General features: G+C 65.9%; 15 protein-coding genes and 2 pseudogenes. 9 read left to right on the forward strand and 8 right to left on the reverse strand.

Going from position 1 to position 18,855, the window contains the following annotated elements; genetic code table 11:
- The first annotated feature begins 22 nt into the window (after positions 1-22).
- Both sdhA and G6N13_RS02410 read left to right on the forward strand, forming a co-directional pair.
- Positions 23-1,777, forward strand: coding sequence for a succinate dehydrogenase flavoprotein subunit (gene sdhA, locus G6N13_RS02405; RefSeq protein ID WP_163694660.1), 1,755 nt, complete (start codon positions 23-25; stop codon positions 1,775-1,777).
- A complete protein-coding gene (locus tag G6N13_RS02410; RefSeq protein ID WP_163694661.1) occupies positions 1,777-2,547 on the forward strand; it encodes a succinate dehydrogenase iron-sulfur subunit in 771 nt (256 codons plus the stop codon). The genes sdhA and G6N13_RS02410 overlap by 1 nt, the downstream gene beginning before the upstream one ends.
- A gap of 52 nt (positions 2,548-2,599) precedes the next feature.
- Here the strand turns inward: G6N13_RS02410 and G6N13_RS02415 are convergent.
- Both G6N13_RS02415 and G6N13_RS02420 read right to left on the reverse strand, forming a co-directional pair.
- Positions 2,600-2,806 (reverse strand): annotated as a pseudogene (locus G6N13_RS02415) (hypothetical protein); the annotation flags it as partial.
- Between the two features lie 29 nt (positions 2,807-2,835).
- Positions 2,836-3,046, reverse strand: a pseudogene (locus tag G6N13_RS02420) (acyl-CoA dehydrogenase family protein); the annotation flags it as partial.
- 332 nt (positions 3,047-3,378) lie between these two features.
- Between G6N13_RS02420 and G6N13_RS02425 the strand changes: the two are divergent.
- Positions 3,379-5,121 (forward strand): APC family permease, encoded by a 1,743-nt coding sequence (locus tag G6N13_RS02425; protein WP_163694662.1) that lies wholly within the window; start codon positions 3,379-3,381, stop codon positions 5,119-5,121.
- Between the two features lie 131 nt (positions 5,122-5,252).
- Here the strand turns inward: G6N13_RS02425 and G6N13_RS02430 are convergent, their stop codons facing one another.
- Positions 5,253-6,755: a gamma-aminobutyraldehyde dehydrogenase gene (locus G6N13_RS02430; RefSeq protein ID WP_235677904.1), complete on the reverse strand. Its 1,503-nt coding sequence runs from the start codon at positions 6,753-6,755 to the stop codon at positions 5,253-5,255.
- 206 nt (positions 6,756-6,961) lie between these two features.
- Here G6N13_RS02430 and G6N13_RS02435 point away from each other — a divergent pair, with 206 nt between their 5' ends.
- The 4 genes from G6N13_RS02435 (at position 6,962) to G6N13_RS02450 (ending at position 11,078) form a co-directional block, all read left to right on the forward strand.
- The gene (locus G6N13_RS02435) at positions 6,962-7,393 is read left to right on the forward strand and encodes an Lrp/AsnC family transcriptional regulator (RefSeq protein WP_163701572.1); all 432 of its coding nucleotides are present in this window, start codon (positions 6,962-6,964) and stop codon (positions 7,391-7,393) included.
- Positions 7,390-8,796 (forward strand): aspartate aminotransferase family protein, encoded by a 1,407-nt coding sequence (locus tag G6N13_RS02440; RefSeq protein ID WP_163694663.1) that lies wholly within the window; start codon positions 7,390-7,392, stop codon positions 8,794-8,796. Before G6N13_RS02435 ends, G6N13_RS02440 begins: the two co-directional genes overlap by 4 nt.
- On the forward strand, positions 8,777-9,772 hold the full coding sequence (locus G6N13_RS02445) for an SMP-30/gluconolactonase/LRE family protein (RefSeq protein ID WP_170310429.1): 996 nt from the start codon (positions 8,777-8,779) through the stop codon (positions 9,770-9,772). The genes G6N13_RS02440 and G6N13_RS02445 overlap by 20 nt, the downstream gene beginning before the upstream one ends.
- Positions 9,773-9,839: 67 nt before the next feature.
- Positions 9,840-11,078 carry a D-alanyl-D-alanine carboxypeptidase family protein gene (locus G6N13_RS02450; RefSeq protein ID WP_163694664.1) on the forward strand — a complete coding sequence of 413 codons (1,239 nt, stop codon included), beginning with the start codon at positions 9,840-9,842 and terminating at the stop codon, positions 11,076-11,078.
- Here G6N13_RS02450 and yhjD read toward each other — a convergent pair whose 3' ends face one another.
- Both yhjD and trpS read right to left on the reverse strand, forming a co-directional pair.
- A complete protein-coding gene (gene yhjD, locus G6N13_RS02455; protein ID WP_163694665.1) occupies positions 11,079-12,107 on the reverse strand; it encodes an inner membrane protein YhjD in 1,029 nt (342 codons plus the stop codon).
- Between the two features lie 21 nt (positions 12,108-12,128).
- A complete protein-coding gene (gene trpS / locus G6N13_RS02460; RefSeq protein WP_163694666.1) occupies positions 12,129-13,145 on the reverse strand; it encodes a tryptophan--tRNA ligase in 1,017 nt (338 codons plus the stop codon).
- Between the two features lie 48 nt (positions 13,146-13,193).
- Here trpS and G6N13_RS02465 point away from each other — a divergent pair, with 48 nt between their 5' ends.
- Positions 13,194-14,243, forward strand: coding sequence for an alpha/beta hydrolase (locus G6N13_RS02465; protein WP_322789295.1), 1,050 nt, complete (start codon positions 13,194-13,196; stop codon positions 14,241-14,243).
- Positions 14,244-14,250: 7 nt separating this feature from the next.
- On the opposite strand, the gene G6N13_RS02470 is transcribed toward G6N13_RS02465, so the two are convergent.
- Both G6N13_RS02470 and G6N13_RS02475 read right to left on the reverse strand, forming a co-directional pair.
- The gene (locus tag G6N13_RS02470; RefSeq protein WP_163694667.1) at positions 14,251-15,504 is read right to left on the reverse strand and encodes a metal-dependent hydrolase family protein; all 1,254 of its coding nucleotides are present in this window, start codon (positions 15,502-15,504) and stop codon (positions 14,251-14,253) included.
- Complete coding sequence (locus tag G6N13_RS02475; protein WP_163694668.1) at positions 15,501-16,307, reverse strand: exodeoxyribonuclease III; 807 nt, start codon at positions 16,305-16,307, stop codon at positions 15,501-15,503. The genes G6N13_RS02470 and G6N13_RS02475 overlap by 4 nt, the downstream gene beginning before the upstream one ends.
- An 89-nt stretch (positions 16,308-16,396) precedes the next feature.
- Here G6N13_RS02475 and G6N13_RS02480 point away from each other — a divergent pair, with 89 nt between their 5' ends.
- Positions 16,397-16,540: a hypothetical protein gene (locus tag G6N13_RS02480; protein ID WP_163694669.1), complete on the forward strand. Its 144-nt coding sequence runs from the start codon at positions 16,397-16,399 to the stop codon at positions 16,538-16,540.
- A gap of 6 nt (positions 16,541-16,546) precedes the next feature.
- Here G6N13_RS02480 and G6N13_RS02485 read toward each other — a convergent pair whose 3' ends face one another.
- A complete protein-coding gene (locus tag G6N13_RS02485) occupies positions 16,547-18,772 on the reverse strand; it encodes an NADP-dependent isocitrate dehydrogenase (protein ID WP_163694670.1) in 2,226 nt (741 codons plus the stop codon).
- Between the last annotated feature and the right edge of the window lie 83 nt (positions 18,773-18,855).

Consider the following 18,855-nt stretch of genomic DNA (forward strand, 5'->3'; position numbering starts at 1 on the left):
ACGACGTTTTCAGAGGCGAAAAATGATCACCGAACACCGCTACGACGTGGTCATCGTCGGCGCAGGCGGAGCCGGCATGCGCGCCGCCGTCGAGGCAGGCCCGCGGGCACGCACCGCAGTGCTTACCAAGCTGTACCCGACGCGGTCGCACACCGGCGCCGCCCAGGGCGGCATGTGCGCCGCACTGGCCAATGTCGAAGAGGACAACTGGGAGTGGCACACCTTCGACACCGTCAAGGGCGGCGACTATCTCGCCGACCAGGACGCCGTCGAGATCATGTGCAAGGAAGCCATCGACGCGGTGCTCGACCTCGAGAAGATGGGGATGCCGTTCAACCGCACCCCCGAGGGCCGCATCGACCAGCGCCGCTTCGGCGGCCACACCCGCGACCACGGCAAGGCGCCGGTGCGCCGGGCCTGCTACGCCGCCGACCGCACCGGCCACATGATCCTGCAGACGCTCTACCAAAACTGCGTCAAGCACGATGTGCAGTTCTTCAACGAGTTCTACGTCCTGGACCTGGCGTTGACCGAGACCCCGAGCGGCTCGGTGGCCACCGGCGTCATCGCCTACGAGCTGGCCACCGGAGACATCCACATCTTCCATGCCAAGGCCGTGGTGTTCGCCACCGGCGGCTCGGGGCGGATGTACAAGACCACCTCCAATGCCCACACCCTGACCGGTGACGGGCTGGGCATCATCTTCCGCAAGGGACTTCCCCTGGAGGACATGGAGTTTCACCAGTTCCACCCGACCGGCCTGGCCGGCCTGGGAATCCTCATCTCCGAGGCCGTGCGCGGCGAGGGCGGCCGGCTGCTCAACGGTGAGGGCGAGCGGTTCATGGAGCGTTACGCGCCCACGATCGTCGACCTGGCCCCGCGCGATATCGTCGCGCGCTCGATGGTGCTGGAAGTGCTGGAAGGCCGTGGTGCCGGCCCACACAAGGACTACGTCTACATCGACGTGCGCCACCTCGGCGCCGACGTCCTTGAGGCCAAGCTGCCCGATATCACCGAGTTCGCCCGCACCTACCTCGGCGTAGACCCGGTCAAGGAACTGGTGCCGGTCTACCCCACCTGCCACTACGTCATGGGCGGCATCCCGACCACGATCACCGGACAGGTGTTGCGCAACAACACCACAACGGTGCCAGGCCTGTACGCCGCCGGCGAATGCGCGTGCGTGTCGGTGCACGGCGCCAACCGGCTGGGCACCAACTCGCTGTTGGACATCAACGTGTTCGGCCGTCGCGCCGGCATCTCCGCCGCCAATTACGCGCTGGGCCACGACTTCGTCGACCTGCCCGATGCGCCGGCCGGCATGGTGGTGAACTGGGTCTCCGACATCCTCTCCGAGCACGGCAACGAACGGGTCGCCGATATCCGTGGCGCGCTGCAGCAGTCGATGGATAACAACGCCGCGGTGTTCCGCACCGAGGAGACACTCAAGCAGGCATTGACCGATATTCACTCACTGAAGGAACGGTATGCCCGAATCTCAGTGCACGACAAGGGCAAGCGCTACAACAGCGATCTGCTCGAGGCGATCGAGCTGGGCTTCCTGCTGGAGCTGGCCGAGGTCACCGTCGCCGGTGCGTTGAACCGCAAGGAATCCCGCGGCGGGCATGCCCGCGAGGACTACCCGAACCGGGATGACACCAACTACATGCGCCACACCATGGCGTACAAGGAAGGTGCCGAGCTGCTCAGCGACATCCGGCTGGATTACAAGCCCGTCGTGCAGACCCGCTACGAGCCGATGGAGCGGAAGTATTAATGACGATCGCACCTGAGTTGAAAGAAGCTGCGCTGCCACCGATCCCGGACGGGTCGGTGATGGTGACGATGAAAATAGCCCGGTTCAATCCGGAGGATCCCGACGCCGCCGGCTACCAGAGCTTCCGGGTGCCGTGTCTGCCGAGCGACCGGCTGCTGAACCTGCTGATCTACATCAAAAGCTACCTGGACGGCACACTGACGTTCCGCCGCTCGTGCGCGCACGGGGTCTGTGGCTCGGATGCGATGCGGATCAACGGCGTCAACCGGCTGGCCTGCAAGGTGCTGATGCGGGATCTACTACCCAAGAAGGACAAACCGCTCACCATCACCATCGAGCCGATCCGCGGCCTGGCCGTCGAGAAGGATCTGGTGGTCAACATGGAGCCGTTCTTCGACGCCTACCGTGCGGTCAAGCCGTACCTGATGACCTCAGGCAACGCGCCCACCCGCGAGCGCATCCAGAGCCCCACCGACCGGGCCCGTTACGACGACACCACCAAATGCATTCTGTGCGCCTGCTGCACCACCAGCTGCCCGGTGTACTGGAATGAGGGGTCGTACTTCGGGCCCGCCGCGATCGTCAACGCTCACCGGTTCATCTTCGACAGCCGAGACGAGGGTGCCGCCGAGCGGCTCGACATCCTCAACGAGGTCGACGGGGTGTGGCGCTGCCGCACGACGTTCAACTGCACCGATGCCTGCCCCCGCGGCATCGAGGTGACCAAGGCGATCCAGGAGGTCAAGCGCGCGCTGATGTTCGCACGCTGACGCATGGCTCTCAGGTGCGGCGACGACCGTCAGCTCTAGGTGTGGGTGTCCCGATTTCGCGCCACTCGAGGTCATCTGCCAGCGTGCCCGGGGCCAATGTGCAGGGATAGAACACGTATCGATCGGCCGACGGCGAGTAGTGGATCAGGATCCGGTGTTGTGCCAGCCCATCCCAGAACCGCTGGGACACCGGGGTGGGTGCCGCCCAACATGCCGGCCTGCCCGTAGGACAGCTGGCCGCCGAGGTGGCTCCGCCCAGATCCACCCGTTCACCGAAATCGATGGGCCGATCCGCTGCCGCAATTGGCTGCTGAACACTTTTTCGACGCCCACTTCGACGGTCGGCCTCGGCCTGGGCCAGCCGGCGCCGGAATCCGGCGTTGTCGATCGGGATGGCGCCGTCGCGCCGCGGCATGCGCGCCAGCACCTGCAACTCGTCGAGCGCGCGGCGCAGGTCGCCGGCGTTGGTCAGCGCACCCCGCTCAAGATCCAGCGCGCCGGCACCAGGCGCGCTGTTCGGCGTCAAGGTCGACATCCACAAGTGAGGACCCTAGCCGAGTAGTTAGTGCGTCAACGCAAGATTGATGCGCGTCGGGGTGTCACATTTCCACCGCGCCGAGCATCGTGTCATTCAGTGGGGCGACACCTGCCGCGTCCCCTGGAACAGCGGTGATCTCAACGCCTGAGCGAATCAAGGAAAGCCTTGCCAATCAACTGATTCCATTGCTGTGCTGCCTGCTGAAAAACAATTCCGCAGATCACACGCGAATCCACCACTGAAACCGTACTCTCATCTCGTCGTTCAATTCAGGCGTTTGAACAGGAGATGCCATGAGCAAAGGCGAGCTCACTCTCGAGCCCGGAGTTCCCGGGTCGTCCAACACCGTCGAGAGCAAAGGACTTAAGGGCGGTGCGCTGGGACTGGTGTCCAGCATCGTCGTCGGCATGGCCTCGACCGCCCCGGCCTACTCGCTGGCCGCGACCCTGGGACTGGTCGTAGCCAGCGGCGGCTCGCTGCTGGCGGGCGAGAAGGCGCCGGCAATCGTGCTCATCGCGTTTGTTCCGATGTACATGATCGCCGTCGCCTACCAGGAGCTGAACAAGGCCGAGCCGGACTGCGGTACGACCTTCACGTGGGCGTCGCGGGCTTTCGGACCGCTTGTCGGTTGGCTCGGCGGCTGGGGAATCATCGCCGCCGACGTCATCGTGATGGCCAACCTGGCGCAGATCGCCGGCTCCTATTCCTTCACCTTCGTCGGCGAATTGGGGTGGACATCAGCGGCCACGCTGGCCAGCAGCACCCTGTGGTCGACGGTGGCCGGCGTCATCTGGATCGTCGTGATGACCTATATCTGCTATCGCGGCATCGAGGTGTCGGCGCGAATCCAGTACGGCCTGCTCGGCATCGAGCTGATCGTGCTGGTGATGTTCTCGATCGTCGCGCTGGTGAAGGTCTACACCCACCAGGCCGAGGGCTACTCGATGATGCCGTCGCTGTCCTGGTTCTGGCCTGGCGGGCTGGATTTCGGCACGGTGATCGCACCTGCCATCCTCACCGCGATCTTCATCTACTGGGGCTGGGACACCGCCGTCGCCTGCAACGAAGAGTCCGACGATCCCGGTCGCACACCGGGCCGGGCCGCGGTGATCTCGACGTTCCTACTGCTCGCGACGTACGCGATGGTCAGCGTGGCGGCGGTCGCCTTCGCCGGCACCGGAACCCAAGGCATCGGCCTGGGCAACCCGGACAACGCCGCGGACGCCTTCGCCGCGATTGGGCCGGCATTGTTCGGCGACAGTGTCATTGGCAAGATCGGCCTGCTGCTATTGGCGGCGTCCATCCTGACCTCGGCATCGGCGTCAACGCAGACGACGATCCTGCCGACCGCGCGAACCACCCTGTCGATGGGGGTCTACAAGGCGCTGCCGGGATCATTCGCGAAGATCCACCGCACGTATCTCACGCCCACCACGTCGACGATCGCCATGGGCGCGGTGTCAATCGTGTTCTACGTTCTGTTCACCCTGGTCAGCTCGAACCTGCTGTCGGCGCTGATCGGCTCGGTCGGCCTGATGATCGCGTTCTACTACGGCCTCACCGGTTTCGCGTGCGTCTGGTTCTACCGCAAGAACCTGACCCGCAACGTCCGCGACTTCATGATGCGGGGGGTGATCCCGCTGCTCGGTGGGGTGATCCTGCTGGTGGTCTTCGTATACGGCCTTATCCAGTACGCCAAGCCGGATTGGCTGACCGATGACGACGGCAACAATGTCACGATGTTCGGGTTCGGCGCGGTCGCCGTCGTCGGCATCGGGGCGCTGGTGCTCGGCGTCATCCTGATGGTGGTGTGGCGGCTGATCAGTCCGGGGTTCTTCCAGGGCGAGACGCTGTCGCGGCGCTCCAGCGCCGATCTGGTGCTCGAACCGACCACTGCCGTAGTCGCCCACTTCGGCCTGCCCGACTCCGGCGACATGCCGACGGTGATCGCACCCGATCTGTCGAACCTGCCGCCGCAGCGGACTGCGGTCAATCCCGAGACGGGTGAGGGGTTCACCAAGGAACCGCAGGCCTAGGGAAGTTTCACCACATTGGCTTGCCCTATCGACTCGACACCACCGGGCACGGTGACGGTGTCGGTGCCGCGCGGCGCTAACCAGTCGCCGTGCCGCGGTGCCCAGTGCCGCCACGGCCGCGGGACGTGCAACTAACGAAGCTTGAAAATCGTTCGGTGCCAGTTCTTTTCGGCGACACCGGTGATATCGCTCATCACGTGCTTGATGGTGAGGTACTCCTCGAAGGAGTAGTCGCTCATGTCCTTGCCGAATCCGGACGCCCCGACCCCGCCGTGCGGCATCTCGCTGATGATCGGGATGTGGTCGTTGATCCATACGCAGCCGGCGTTGATCTCGCGCGACGCGCGCTGGGCACGGTAGACATCGCGGGTCCACGCCGAGGCCGCCAGCCCGTAGACGGTGTCATTGGCCTGGCGCAGCGCGTCGTCATCACCGTCATGGGCGCGCACAGTCAGCACCGGGCCGAAGACCTCGTCGCGATAGATCTCGGAGGTCTCGGCAACATCGGCGACCAGTGTGGGCAGGTAGAAGGAGCCCGGCCGGTCCGGTGCGGCGCCGCCGGTGACGATGCGCCCGCCCTCGGTTGGCGCGCGCGCCACCATCGCGGCGACCTTGTCACGGTGTGCGGCCGAGATCAGCGGCCCAAGGTCGGTGTCGGGATCCTGCGGGTCGCCGACGACCATCTTGTTCATCAGCTCCCCGACCCCGGCGACGAAGTCGTCATAGAGGTTGCGCGCGACGATCGCGCGGGTCGCGGCGGTGCAGTCCTGCCCGGTGTTGATCAGCGATCCGGCCACCGCACCGTTGATCGCGGCGTCCAGGTCGGCGTCATCGAACACCACCAATGGCGCCTTGCCGCCGAGCTCCAGCTGGGTGCGGTGACCGTGCACGGCCGCCGCGGCCATCACTCGTCGGCCCACCGCCGTGGAGCCGGTGAACGTCACGACGTCGACGTCGCGGTGACCCGCCAGCGCCGAGCCGACATCGGAACCGGCGCCGGTGACGACGTTGAGCACACCGTCGGGCAGCCCGGCCTCGGTGGCCAGACGGGCCAGCGTCAATGTGGTCAGCGGGGTCAGCTCAGCGGGCTTGATCACCACCGAACAGCCCGCCGCCAGGGCCGGCAGCACCTTCCACACGGCCATCTGCAGCGGGTAGTTCCACGGCGTGATCGCCGCGACGACGCCGACGGCCTCACGCCGGATGGAGGAGGTGTGGTCGCCCGAGTACTCCCCGGTGGCCTTGCCTTCCAGGTGCCGGGCCGCCCCGGCGAAGAACGCGATGTTGTCGATGCTTCCCGGGACGTCGAACTCGGTGGCCAGTCGAACCGGCTTGCCGGTCTGGCTGACCTCCTCGGCGATGATCGCTTGCGCATGCGCGTCGACGAGCTCGGCCAGTTTGGCCAGCACGGTGGACCGCTCGACCGGGGTGGCCCGCGACCAGCCGGTCAGGGCCGCACGAGCCGACGCCACCGCGATATCGACGTCGACGGGTTCGGCGAGCGCCAACTCCGCGACGATGCTGCCGTCGGCAGGGTTGATCACCTGATGCCGGCTGCCGCCGGTGGCCACCGGGGCGCCGTCGATCCAGCTGCTGCGCACAATGCGGGTCTTGTCAGAGGCACGTGTTGTCACCGCCCCACGGTAACCGAACCCCTCAGGGGCTGCTACGCATTACCGCAGTATGGACGGCTAAACACCACCAATTTCATCGATCTGGTTGCTTAAAACAACGGATTCCGTGCACAATCATGGGCATGCGCGACTCGGGTGTACCGGCCACTCGGTTTCCCGTCCGCGCCGTTGCGGCGGGTGGAAACGGGCCCGTCCAACTGGACGATATGTCCAAGGCCATTATCGAGAAATTGCAGCAGGACGGGCGGCGTTCGTATGCCGCAATCGGGAAATCCGTCGGGCTGTCGGAGGCGGCCGTACGCCAGCGAGTGCAGCGGCTGGTCGACTCCGGGGTCATGCAGATCGTCGCGGTGACCGATCCATTGCAGCTGGGTTTCACCCGTCAGGCAATGATCGGCATCCGCTGCACCGGCGACACCACCAAGGTCGCCGAGAAGCTGGCGCTGATCCCAGCGGTGGACTACGTGGTGCTCACGGCGGGCACCTTCGACGCCATCGCTGAGGTCGTCTGCGAGGACGACGCCGAGCTGCTGGAGCTGCTCAACACCGAGATCCGCGCCGTTCCTGGAGTGACCTCCACCGAGACGCTGGTCTATCTGAAACTAGTTAAGCAACAATACAATTGGGGTACACGATGACAACCACCGCCAGCCAGAACCTGACCGCCGAACTCGGTGCCAAGGCAGACCGGCACCTGTGGGGCCACTTCGCCCGCCACGGTGCCGGGATCACGCCGCCGATCATCACCCGCGGCGACGGCGTCCACATCTGGGACAGCAACGGCAAGCGCTACATCGACGGCCTGTCGGGCTTGTTCGTCGTCCAGGTCGGACATGGCCGCGAAGAGATCGCCGAAGCCGCCAAGAAGCAGGCCGAGACCCTCGGGTTCTTCCCGCTGTGGTCGTATGCCACCCCGCCTGCCATCGAATTGGCCGAGCGGCTGGCCAATTACGCTCCCGGTGACCTCAACCGGGTGTTCTTCACCACCGGCGGCGGCGATGCCGTCGAGTCGGCGTGGAAGCTGGCCAAGCAGTACTACAAACTGACCGGCAGGCCCGGCAAGTACAAGGTCATTTCCCGCAGCATCGCCTATCACGGCACGCCGCACGGCGCGCTGGCCATCACCGGCCTGCCGACGTTCAAGGCGCCCTTCGAGCCGATCACGCCCGGCGGCTTCCGGGTGCCCAACACAAACTTCTACCGCGCGCCCGAAGGCCACGACACCGACATCAAGGAGTTCGGGCAGTGGGCGGCCAACCGGATCGCCGAGGCCATTGAGATGGAGGGCCCCGACTCGGTCGCGGCGGTGTTCCTCGAGCCGGTGCAGAACGCCGGCGGGTGCTTCCCCCCGCCGCCCGGCTACTTCGAGCGGGTCCGGGAGATCTGCGATGAATACGACGTGCTGCTGGTCTCCGACGAGACGATCTGCGCGTTCGGCCGCATCGGTTCGATGTTCGCCTGCAACGACTTCAACTACGTGCCCGACATCATCACCTGCGCCAAGGGCCTCACCTCTGGCTACGCCCCGCTGGGCGCGATGATCGCCTCCGACCGGCTGTTCGAGCCGTTCAACGACGGCCAGACGACGTACGCGCACGGCTACACCTGGGGCGGACACCCCGTCTCGGCAGCGGTCGCGATGGCCAACCTCGACGTCTTCGAACGCGAGGGCCTCAACGACCACGTCAAGACCACGGCGCCGGCGTTCCGGGCCACCCTGGAGAAGCTGCTCGACCTGCCGATCGTCGGCGACGTTCGCGGTGAGGGCTTCTTCTACGGGATCGAGCTGGTCAAGGACAAGGCCACCAAGGCGGTCCTCGACGACGAGCTGTCCGAGTGGCTGCTGCGCAGCTTCCTGTCCGTCGAGCTGTTCGAGAACGGGCTGTACTGCCGCGCCGACGACCGCGGCGACTCCGTCGTGCAGCTCGCCCCGCCGCTGATCAGCGACCAGGCCGTCTTCGACGAGATCGAGCAGATCCTGCGCCGGGTGTTCACCCAGGCCTGGGATCACCTGCAGACCCGTGGCGACGCCTGGCACTAAGCCCCCGGTCGATCCCGTGCGGTGGCAGCCGCCGCCGTCGGTAGCGCTGCCAGCACCGGATCGGTCCGGACCGCTGAAGGTTGTCGACGTTGGCGGCCATGCCCCCGAGGACGTCGTCGTCGACGCCGACGGGGCGATCTGGACCGGCACCGATGACGGCGCGATCATGCGGATCCGGCCCGGATCCGCACCCGAGGTGGTGGCCAACACCGGCGGCCGACCGCTGGGTCTGGACGTCAGCCGCGACGGGCGGCTGCTGATCTGTGACAGCCACCGCGGACTGCTGCGGCTGGATCCGGCCACCGCAGTGTTCGAGACACTGGTCAGCGAGGTGGCCGGGCGGCCCCTGAGGTTCTGCAGCAACGTCGTCGAATCATCAGACGGCACAATCTATTTCACCGAGTCGACGTCCCGGTTCCACTATGAGTACTACAAGGGCTCGGTGCTGGAGGCCCGCGCCAGTGGATCCCTGTTCCGGCTGGGCGCCGACGGCGTCGTGACGACGCTGGCGTGCGGGCTGCGGTTCGCCAACGGGGTGACGCTGACCGCCGACGAGTCGGCGCTGATCGTCGCCGAGACCACCGCATGCCGGATTTCGCGGTATCCGCTCACCGAGTCCGGGGTCGGCGAACCGGTGCCGCTGATCGAACACCTCCCCGGCTATCCGGACAATATTTCGACAGCCCCCGACGGCCGCATCTGGGTGGCACTGGTCAGCGAGCGCAACGCGGTCGGCGAATGGCTGGCCCCGCGCGCCCCGGCGCTGCGCCGGTTGCTGTGGCGGCTGCCGTACAGCTGGATGCCCAACCCCAAGCCGGTGGTGTGGGCGATCGCCGTCGACCTCGACGGCCGGGTGACCACGCAGCTACGGACCACCGATGCACGGTTCGCGCTGGCCACTGGCCTGGTGGAACATGACGGCAGGCTATGGCTGGGGTGCATCGGATCGTCCGCCGTCGCATGTCTCAATTTGTAACAACCACCACTCCAGTAACAGCGCGGCTCCACTAATTCGGGGCTCCAATCCCCTACTCTGCGACTCGATGGCGAGCTCGAAATTACTCACGCGGTGTGCTGCCGCAGTGGCCGCGGCGCTGTGCGTCGTCGGCACATCGGCAACCGCATGGGCCGACCCGGCCGACCCGAATACCTGCCCGTACCGGGTGACCACACCCCCGGCCGTCGACTCCTCCGAGGTGCCAACCGCCGGTGATCCGCCCCAGCCTCTCGCCGTCCCGGCAAAGCCGGTCGGCGGTGACGCGCTCTCGAGCTGCGGAGTGATCGTCGCGCCGGGCACGCCACCGGTTCCCGATGACATCTCGGCCGAGTCGTGGTTGGTCGCCGACCTCGACACCGGCGACATCATCGCCGCACGCGATCCGCATGCCCGCCACCGCCCCGCGAGCATCATCAAGGTCCTGATCGCGATGCAGTCCATGAACGAGCTGCCGCTGAACAAGATGGTCACCGGCACCCAGGATGACGCCAACGCCGAGGGCACCCGGGTCGGCGTCGACGAGGGCGGCAAGTACACCGTCAACGATCTGCTGCACGGTCTGCTGATGCACTCCGGCAACGACGCCGCCCACGCGCTGGCCATGCAGGTCGGCGGCTGGGACACCGCGCTGCAGAAGATCAACGGCCTGGCCCGCAAGCTCGGCGGTCAGGACACCCGCGCGGCGACACCGTCCGGACTGGACGGGCCGGGCATGAGCACGTCGGCCTATGACATCGGGCTGTTCTACCGATATGCCTGGGAGAACCCGGCTTTCGCCAACATTGTCGCCACGCAAAAGTATGAGTTCCCCGGCCACCCGGCAAAGCCGGGCGAGGACGGCGACCATCCCAGCTACGAGCTGGAGAACGACAACCAGCTGCTCTACAACTATCCGGGCGCGCTCGGCGGCAAGACCGGCTACACCGACGATGCCGGGCAGACGTTCGTCGGCGCCGCGAACCGCGACGGGCGGAGGTTGGTGGCGGTGCTGATGCGCGGCACGCGCCAGCCGATTCCGCCGTGGCAGCAGGCTGCCCACTTGCTCGACTACGGCTTCTCGACACCGCCGGGAACCAAGATCGGCGACTTGATCGACCCGGACCCGTCGCTGATGCCGCCGAAGCCAGAGGCGGACAGCGCGGTCGCCGCCAAGGCCTCGGCAGTGCTGCCCGACGCCGACGCGGTGCCGGTCCGGGTAGGTGTGGGCGTGATCGGCACGCTGATCGTGTTCGGCCTGATCATGATGGCGCGTTCGATCAACCGCAGACCCGTGCGAGGGCGGTGACTACTCTCGCTTGCGCCAGAACCGCGAAAGACCAATCGCGCTCACCGCACCCACTGCCATCGCGGCGACTGTCTGCCGCGCGCTCAAACCATCGTCCGAGCCGACGCGTGTCGTGATGAGCGCGGGACCAGGTGCCGGAACCAGCTCCGGACGCAGATTGTCGCGCGATGTCGCCGCCCACGCCGTGGCGAACAGCACCAGCCGGGCGGTGATATAGGCGAACACCATCAAGCCCAGCACCGGACCGAACGTCGCGCCCGCGGGCCCGTGCACCACCGATCGCAGGTAGATCGAGCCGACCAGCTTGAAGACCTCAAAGGCCACCCCGGCCATCAAGCCGGCCCGCAGGCTGCTGCGGAAGCTGACGGTCTCCCGCGGTAACCGCGCGATGATCCAGCTGAACAGCATCCACGACACCGCCCAGGACACCACCAGGGAGACGATGCGCAGCACTCCGCCCAGCCCGTCGGGATGGGGTATGCCGATCCACTGCAGCACCTTGGTCATCACCGACGGATCGGCCAGTGCCGTCAGGGCGATGGTCAACACGATCGCCACGAACAACGACAACAGCACCAGCACGTCAGACAGCTTGGTGCGCACGAAGTTCTGCTGCTGGCAGCGCTGTTCCCACATCTGGCTCAGTGCCTCACGCAGATTGGCGATCCAGCCCAGCCCGGCCCACGCCGCGGCGGCCAGACCGATCACGCCGACCGATGTGCGGGACTGCACCGCCGAGTCGATCAAACCGATCAGCTGCTCACCGAAATCACCGGAAATTGTTGCCTTGATCCGGCTTTCGATTTCTGCCAGCAGGTGTGGCCGGCTCGCCAGCGCGAAACCGGCGGCCGCGAACCCGACCATCAGTAAGGGGAACATCGCGAAGATCGTGAAATAGGTGATGCCGGCGGCGTAGAAGTCGCCTTTGACGTTTTGATAGCGCTGCCCGGCCCGCACCGCGTGGTCGAGCCAGTGATACCGGGCCCGCAACCGGTCCAGACGGCTCGGTTTCTTGGCCGGTTCTGTCATCGCCCAGCCTCCCCGGACCGCCTACGGACTTGTCGGCAAAAACCCTAACCGCTCGTATACCCGTCCGATGGTGTTGGCAGACACCTCGCGTGCGCGCGTCGCGCCCTTGGCCAGGATCGCCTGCAGTTCGGCCGGGTCGGCCAGCAGTTCGGTGACCCGCTGCTGCAGCGGCGTGACGTACTCGACGACGGCGTCGGCGGTGTCCTTTTTCAGGTCGCCGTAGCCGCGGCCCTCATAGCCCGCCACGAGCGTCCCGATATCGGTGCCCGTCACCGCGGACTGGATCGACAGCAGGTTCGACACACCCGGCTTGGCGTCGACGTCGAAGCGAATCTCCCGCTCGCTGTCGGTGACGGCCGAGCGGATCTTCTTGGCCGTCACCTTCGGGTCGTCGAGCAGGCTGATCAGCCCGGCCTCGGTGGCCGCGGACTTACTCATCTTGGCCGTCGGGTCCGCCAAGTCGTGGATCTTGGCGGTGACCTTGCCAATCATCGGCTCGGGCACCACGAAGGTGTCGGGGAAGCGGACGTTGAACCGCTGCGCGACATCTCGGGCCAGCTCCAGATGCTGGCGCTGATCCTCGCCGACGGGCACCAGGTCGGTGTCGTAGAGCAGCACATCGGCGGCCATCAGCACCGGATAGGTGAACAAGCCAACCGTCGTGGCATCGGCACCCTGTTTCTGCGACTTGTCCTTGAACTGCGTCATCCGCGAGGCCTGGCCGAACCCGGTGAAGCAGCCCAACACCCAGGCCAGTTCGGTGTGGGCGGGCACATGGCTTTGGACGAAGATCGTGGCGCGGTCCGGGTCGATGCCCAGCGCAAGGTATTGCGCGGCGGTCACCAGGGTGCGATGGCGCAGGGTGGCGGGATCCTGCGGCACGGTGATCGCGTGCAGGTCCACCACACAGAAGAACGCGTCGTACTCGTCCTGCAGACCGACCCACTGTTTGATCGCGCCGAGCGCGTTACCCAGGTGCAGCGAGTCAGACGTCGGCTGAACGCCAGAAAAGACGACACGGCGGGGTGAGCTGTTCATGGTCTGTCAATCCTGTCACGCGGCCTCCGGCAGCTAGCATCGTGCTTCGTGCGAGGACTTCTGGCGCTGGCCGCCGCTGTGACAATGCTGTTCGCGCTGGCCGGTTGCCAGAGCGATTCCGGCGACCAGAAGCGGCCCGCGTCGACGGCGGTGGTGATCGTCTCCGGCGGTGACGCCACCAGCCCGTTCACCACCCCGGACCAGGCCTGCGCCACCGGACTGGCGGCCGGCAACACCGACACCGCGCTGCGGGAATTCCTGCTCGGCAAGGGCTACGCCGTCTACACCTCACCGGCGATGAACGGTCGCGGCCAGGTGACTGACCAAACCGGTTTCGGGCCGTTCGGGGTCTGCCCGGTCACCCTGCCGGAGAACATGACGGTCAACTCGACGGGCAGTATCGACACCGCCGGCGAACACCTGGCCCGTTTTCTGAATTGGCTGCACACCGACAAGGGCGTCACCGAGGTGGACCTGGTGGCCCATTCGATGGGCGGACTGTACTCGCGCGCCGCGATCCGGGTGCTGACCTCGGCGAACTCCCCGGTGAAGATCCGCTCGCTGACCACGCTGGGGACCCCGTGGCAGGGCTCCTACCTCTCCGATTACGCCAACAACCTGGTTCCGCTGACCGACTGCCTGGGCGACAAGCTCTGTGAGTCCGCGATGAAGATCTTCAAAGACCGGGTGCTGCAGCTGATGGCCGGGTCCGGGCGCGAGGTCAACAAGGCGTTCCTGATGGGCAAGGACGGCTGGAACGAATTCCAATCCGGCGTGCTGGACAAGATCCCGGTGGTGTTGATCGGCGGCAAGAAGTTCACTAAAGACGGCCAGGTGAACCCCGAAGTGTGGCCCAACGACGGTCTGGTGGCCCTCCAGAGCGCGCTGGCCAAGGACATCAGCGACTCGGTGTTGCCGCACCGGCGCTGCTACACCTTCGACGACACCCACAGCATCTACGTCTCCAACGCGGCAGGGCTGGACTGGAAGACGGCACTGACGTGGGACCCGGCTGTGCTCGAGACCGTGCACAAGGCCATCGACGGCGCGCCCAAGGAGCTGGCGAGTCCCAACCGCGAAGGTTGCCCGGCGGCCTAGCGCCGATCTAGCCGAGGGTGTTCTTCACGATGACGCCGTCCTTGACGATGACCGCGATGCCGGTGTCCGGGGTGGCCAGCACACTGAGGTCCGCCGTGGGATCGCGCTCGACCAGCAGCACGTCGGCCCACGCTCCCGGGGTGATCTCGCCGAGCCGGGCCGCCCGGTACGGGTCGCGTTCGCCGGCCAGCCGCAGCAACGCGGCATTGCCCGAGGTGACCATCTTCAGCGCGTCGACATTGCTCACGTATTCGCCGAGTCGAACCATCATTTCACTCTGGCGCGCAACGTGATCGGGTTCGAAGAGGAGGTCAGTGCCCCAGGCCAGCTTCACTCCGTGCTTCGTCGCCCATTCATAGACGTGCGGTGTGCCGCTGCAGATCTCCCGGTTCTTCTCGGTGCTGTCGGGGTCGAGGAAACTGTGGTCGTGTTCGGCGAAAGGTTGCGTGGACAGCCACACGTCGCGTTCGGCCAGCATCGCGATGGTGGGCTCGTCGGCGAGATGACCATGCTCGATGGATTTCACCCCGGCCTGCACCGCGCGGCGGATGCCGGCGACGTTGTAGACATGGGTGGCGACGTACGTGCCGTAATCGGTCGCGGCCTGCACCGCGGCGGCCAGCTCAGGCGAGGTGAACTGGACCGTGTAGAGCGGGTCATACATTGAGGCCGCACCACCACCGACCATCAACTTGATCTGCGACGCACCTAGCTTGAGTTGCTCGCGCACTGCCGCCAGCACCCGGTCGACGCCGTCGGCGACTCTCATGAAACCGATGGTTTCTGCACGAGACTCGTTGCCACCCAACGCTGTCGGAGTTTCGTAGACGAAGCCGAAGTCGCCATGGCCCGCGGTCTGCGAGATCGCTGCCTGGCTGGGGTAGATCCGCGGCCCGAGCGCGGGTTCACCGTCGATCACTTTCTTGATACCCGCGGTGTCACCGGCCATGTCACGAACGGTGGTGAACCCGCGCAGCAGTGTGCCCTTCGCCCGAGCCAACGTGGTGGCGGCCAGCTGGGTCTGGGAAGCCATCGCGAGGTCGAGCAGCGTGTTTGCCATACCGACCAGGTGGGCGTGGGCGTCGATCATGCCCGGCATCAGCACCCGGTCGGCCCCGTCGATGACGGTTGCCCCTGCGGGCTCGGCAATCGGGGAGGTGTCGATCGCGGCGATCGTCGCCCCGTCGATGAGGACATGGCCGGGCACCAGGCGTCCCGAGAGACCATCGAAGATGCGGACATTTTTGATCAGGACGCTCATGAGGCGAACTCCACCGTCACCGGGGCGTGATCCGACCAGCGCAGCGCGTACAGGGCAGGCTTTTCGACGCGGGCGGCCACGGTGCGCGCGGCCAGGCCCTCGGTGGCCAGATGGTAGTCAATGCGCCAGCCGGCGTCGTTGTCGAACGCCTTGCCCCGCCACGACCACCAGCTGTACGGCCCGGCGACATCGGGGTGCATGCGCCGCACGACGTCGACCCACCCCGAATCCAGCAGATCCGTCAGCCATTGCCGCTCGCTGGGCAAGAACCCGGCCTTCTTGACGTTGGCTTTCCAGGCCTTGATGTCGTTCTCGGTGTGCGCGATGTTCCAGTCGCCACAGATCACTGCATCCCGGCCGTCGGCGCGCAGCTCGGCCATCCGCTTGGCCAGCGCCGCGGTGAACCGTTCCTTCTCCAGCTGCCGGTCGGTGCCCGCCTCCCCGGTGTGCACGTAGACGCAGCCAACCGTCTGCCCACCAGCCAGATCCACCTCGACGTAACGGCCATGTGACTCGAATTCCTTTGCTGCCAAACCAATTCGAACTTCGGCGAATGGCGTGCGAGACAGGATCGCCACCCCGCTGCGCCCCTTGAGGTGCGGGCTGGCCGACGCCAGATGCCAGCCCTCGGCCACGGCGGGAGCGAGCGCTTCGGCTATCTGCTCGTCATCGGAACGGGTCTCCTGCAGGCACACGACGTCGGCGGCGGTGTGGGTCAGCCAGTCGAGCAGGCCGAGGTTTTCGTCCGAGCGCTGACGCACCGCGGCGCGCACTCCGTTAACGTTGATGGTGGTCACGATCACGGTGACAACCTATCGTGCGGTATTGCGGTACCGGCGGTATCACCTTTACGGTCGGTCCGTGGCTCCCCGCGAATCCATTCACTTAGGCAATGGTCGCCGGCCCGGCGGCTCCGGCGAACCGATTCTGCTGCTGCATCCCGATATTCGGGGCACCGCAGCGCGTCACGGACCTGATCGCCGACTGGGCCGATGCGCACGTGACGCCGGTGCGGCAGGCGCAGGCCGGCGGCTAGCCGGGGTTAGCTCAGCGCCTCGTTGAACGTCTTGCTCGGGCGCATCACCGACGCGGTCTTTTCGGGATCCGGGTAGTAGTAGCCGCCGATATCGACCGGCTGGCCCTGCACCTCGCTAAGTTCGGCGACGATTGTGGACTCGTTCTCGGCAAGCGTCTTGGCCAGCGGTGCGAAATGCTCGGCCAGCTCCTTGTCCTCGGTCTGCTCGGCCAGGGCCTGAGCCCAGTACAGCGCGAGGTAGAACTGGCTGCCCCGGTTGTCCAGCTCGCCGGCCTTGCGCGAGGGACCCTTGTTCTCATCGAGCAGCTCGCCGACCGCGGTGTCCAGCGTGGTAGCCAGCACCGTGGCCTTGGCGTTGCCGGTCTTGTTGCCCAGGTCCTCGAGGCTGGCGCCAATCGCCAGGAACTCGCCGAGCGAATCCCAGCGCAGGTGGTTCTCCTCGACCAGCTGGCTGACGTGCTTGGGCGCCGATCCGCCGGCACCGGTCTCGTAGAGCCCGCCGCCGGCCATCAGGGGCACGATCGAGAGCATCTTGGCGCTGGTGCCCAGTTCCAGGATCGGGAACAGGTCGGTGAGATAGTCGCGCAGGATGTTGCCGGTGGCGGCGATCGTGTCCTGGCCGCGGATCACCCGCTCGAGCGTGTACCGCATGGCCCAGACCTGCGGCAGGATCGTGATGTCCAGGCCCTCGGTGTCCTCTTCGGCGAGGTAGGCCTTCACCTTCTTACGCAGCTCGTTCTCGTGCGGGCGCTCGTCGTCCAACCAGAACACGGTCGTCATGCCGGACAGCCGGGCCCGGTTGACGGCCAGCTTGACCCAGTCCCGGATCGGAGCGTCCTTGACGATCGGCATCCGCCAGATGTCGCCGGCTTCGACGTTCTGGCTCAGCAGTACCTCGCCGGTGTCGTTGTCGACGATGTCGGCGACACCGTCCGCAGGGATCTCGAAGGTCTTGTCATGGCTGCCGTACTCCTCGGCCTTCTGCGCCATCAGACCGACGTTGGGGACGGTGCCCATGGTGGTCGGATCGAAGTTGCCGTGGGTCTTACAGAAGTTGATCATCTCCTGGTACATCCGGGAGAAGGTCGATTCCGGATTGACGGCCTTAGTGTCCTTGGTGCGGCCGTCGGCACCATACATCTTGCCGCCGAGGCGGATCATCGCGGGCATCGACGCGTCGACGATGACATCGGACGGTGAGTGGAAGTTCGAGATGCCCTTGGCCGAGTCCACCATCGCCAACTCGGGCCGGTGCTCGTGGCAGCGGTGCAGGTCTTCGATGATCTCGTCACGCTGCGAGGCAGGCAGCGTCTCGATCTTGTCGTACAGATCGGACAGGCCGTTGTTGACGTTCACGCCGAGCTCGTCAAACAGCGCCTCGTGCTTGGCGAACGCGTCCTTGTAGAACACCTTCACCGCGTGGCCGAACACGATGGGGTGACTGACCTTCATCATCGTGGCCTTGACGTGCAGCGAGAACATCACGCCGGTCTTGTAGGCGTCCTCGATCTGCTCCTCGTAGAACTCGATCAGCGCCTTCTTGCTCATGTACATGCTGTCGATGACGTCGCCGTTGTCGAGCCTCACCTCGGGCTTGAAGACAATGGTCTGGCCGCTGTTGGTCTTCAGCTCCATCCGGACCTTGCGGTCCTTGTCCAGCGTCAGTGACTTCTCCCCGTGGTAGAAGTCGCCGGTCTTCATGGTCGCGACGTGCGTGCGCGACGCCTGCGACCACTTGCCCATGCTGTGCGGGTGCTTCTTGGCGTATTCCTTGACCGCGTTGGGGGCACGACGGTCTGAGTTACCTTCGCGCAGAACCGGATTGACCGCACTGCCGAGTGCCTTGCCGTAGCGTTTCTTGATCTCGCGCGCTTCGTCGGTCTTGGGATCGTCCGGATAGTCGGGCAGGTCGTAACCCTTGGCCTTCAGCTCTTTGATCGCGGCGACCAGTTGCGGCACCGAGGCGCTGATGTTGGGCAGTTTGATGATGTTGGCGCTCGGGTCCTGGGTCAGCGCGCCCAGCTCTGCCAGGTTGTCGGGCACCCGCTGGTCTTCGGTCAGCCGGTCGCTGAACTCGGAGAGGATGCGCGCGGCCACGGAAATGTCACTGGTCTTGACGTCGATGCCCGCGGGCTCGACAAAGGTGCGCAGGACCGGCAGAAAGGCGTAGGTCGCCAGCAGCGGCGCCTCGTCGGTGAGCGTGTAGATGATGGTCGGGTGCTCGGCGCTCATGTGCTGTTGTCTCCCAGCGGTCGTTCAGGTGCGGTGGCGGGTATCAGTATCGCGTCGCAATCGAACCTACGTGATCGCCGTCG

Origin of the sequence: Mycolicibacterium sarraceniae, from assembly GCF_010731875.1 — a bacterium.
In the GTDB taxonomy this organism is placed as follows: Bacteria; Actinomycetota; Actinomycetes; order Mycobacteriales; family Mycobacteriaceae; genus Mycobacterium; species Mycobacterium sarraceniae.

Coding starts and splice junctions, on each gene's coding strand:
- sdhA (WP_163694660.1), top strand. CDS start 23: ATGATCACCGAACACCGCTACGACGTGGTCATCGTCGGCGCAGGCGGA.
- G6N13_RS02410 (WP_163694661.1), top strand. CDS start 1,777: ATGACGATCGCACCTGAGTTGAAAGAAGCTGCGCTGCCACCGATCCCG.
- G6N13_RS02425 (WP_163694662.1), top strand. CDS start 3,379: ATGAGCAAAGGCGAGCTCACTCTCGAGCCCGGAGTTCCCGGGTCGTCC.
- G6N13_RS02435 (WP_163701572.1), top strand. CDS start 6,962: ATGTCCAAGGCCATTATCGAGAAATTGCAGCAGGACGGGCGGCGTTCG.
- G6N13_RS02440 (WP_163694663.1), top strand. CDS start 7,390: ATGACAACCACCGCCAGCCAGAACCTGACCGCCGAACTCGGTGCCAAG.
- G6N13_RS02450 (WP_163694664.1), top strand. CDS start 9,840: ATGGCGAGCTCGAAATTACTCACGCGGTGTGCTGCCGCAGTGGCCGCG.
- yhjD (WP_163694665.1), bottom strand. CDS start 12,107: ATGACAGAACCGGCCAAGAAACCGAGCCGTCTGGACCGGTTGCGGGCC.
- trpS (WP_163694666.1), bottom strand. CDS start 13,145: ATGAACAGCTCACCCCGCCGTGTCGTCTTTTCTGGCGTTCAGCCGACG.
- G6N13_RS02470 (WP_163694667.1), bottom strand. CDS start 15,504: ATGAGCGTCCTGATCAAAAATGTCCGCATCTTCGATGGTCTCTCGGGA.
- G6N13_RS02480 (WP_163694669.1), top strand. CDS start 16,397: ATGGTCGCCGGCCCGGCGGCTCCGGCGAACCGATTCTGCTGCTGCATC.
- G6N13_RS02485 (WP_163694670.1), bottom strand. CDS start 18,772: ATGAGCGCCGAGCACCCGACCATCATCTACACGCTCACCGACGAGGCG.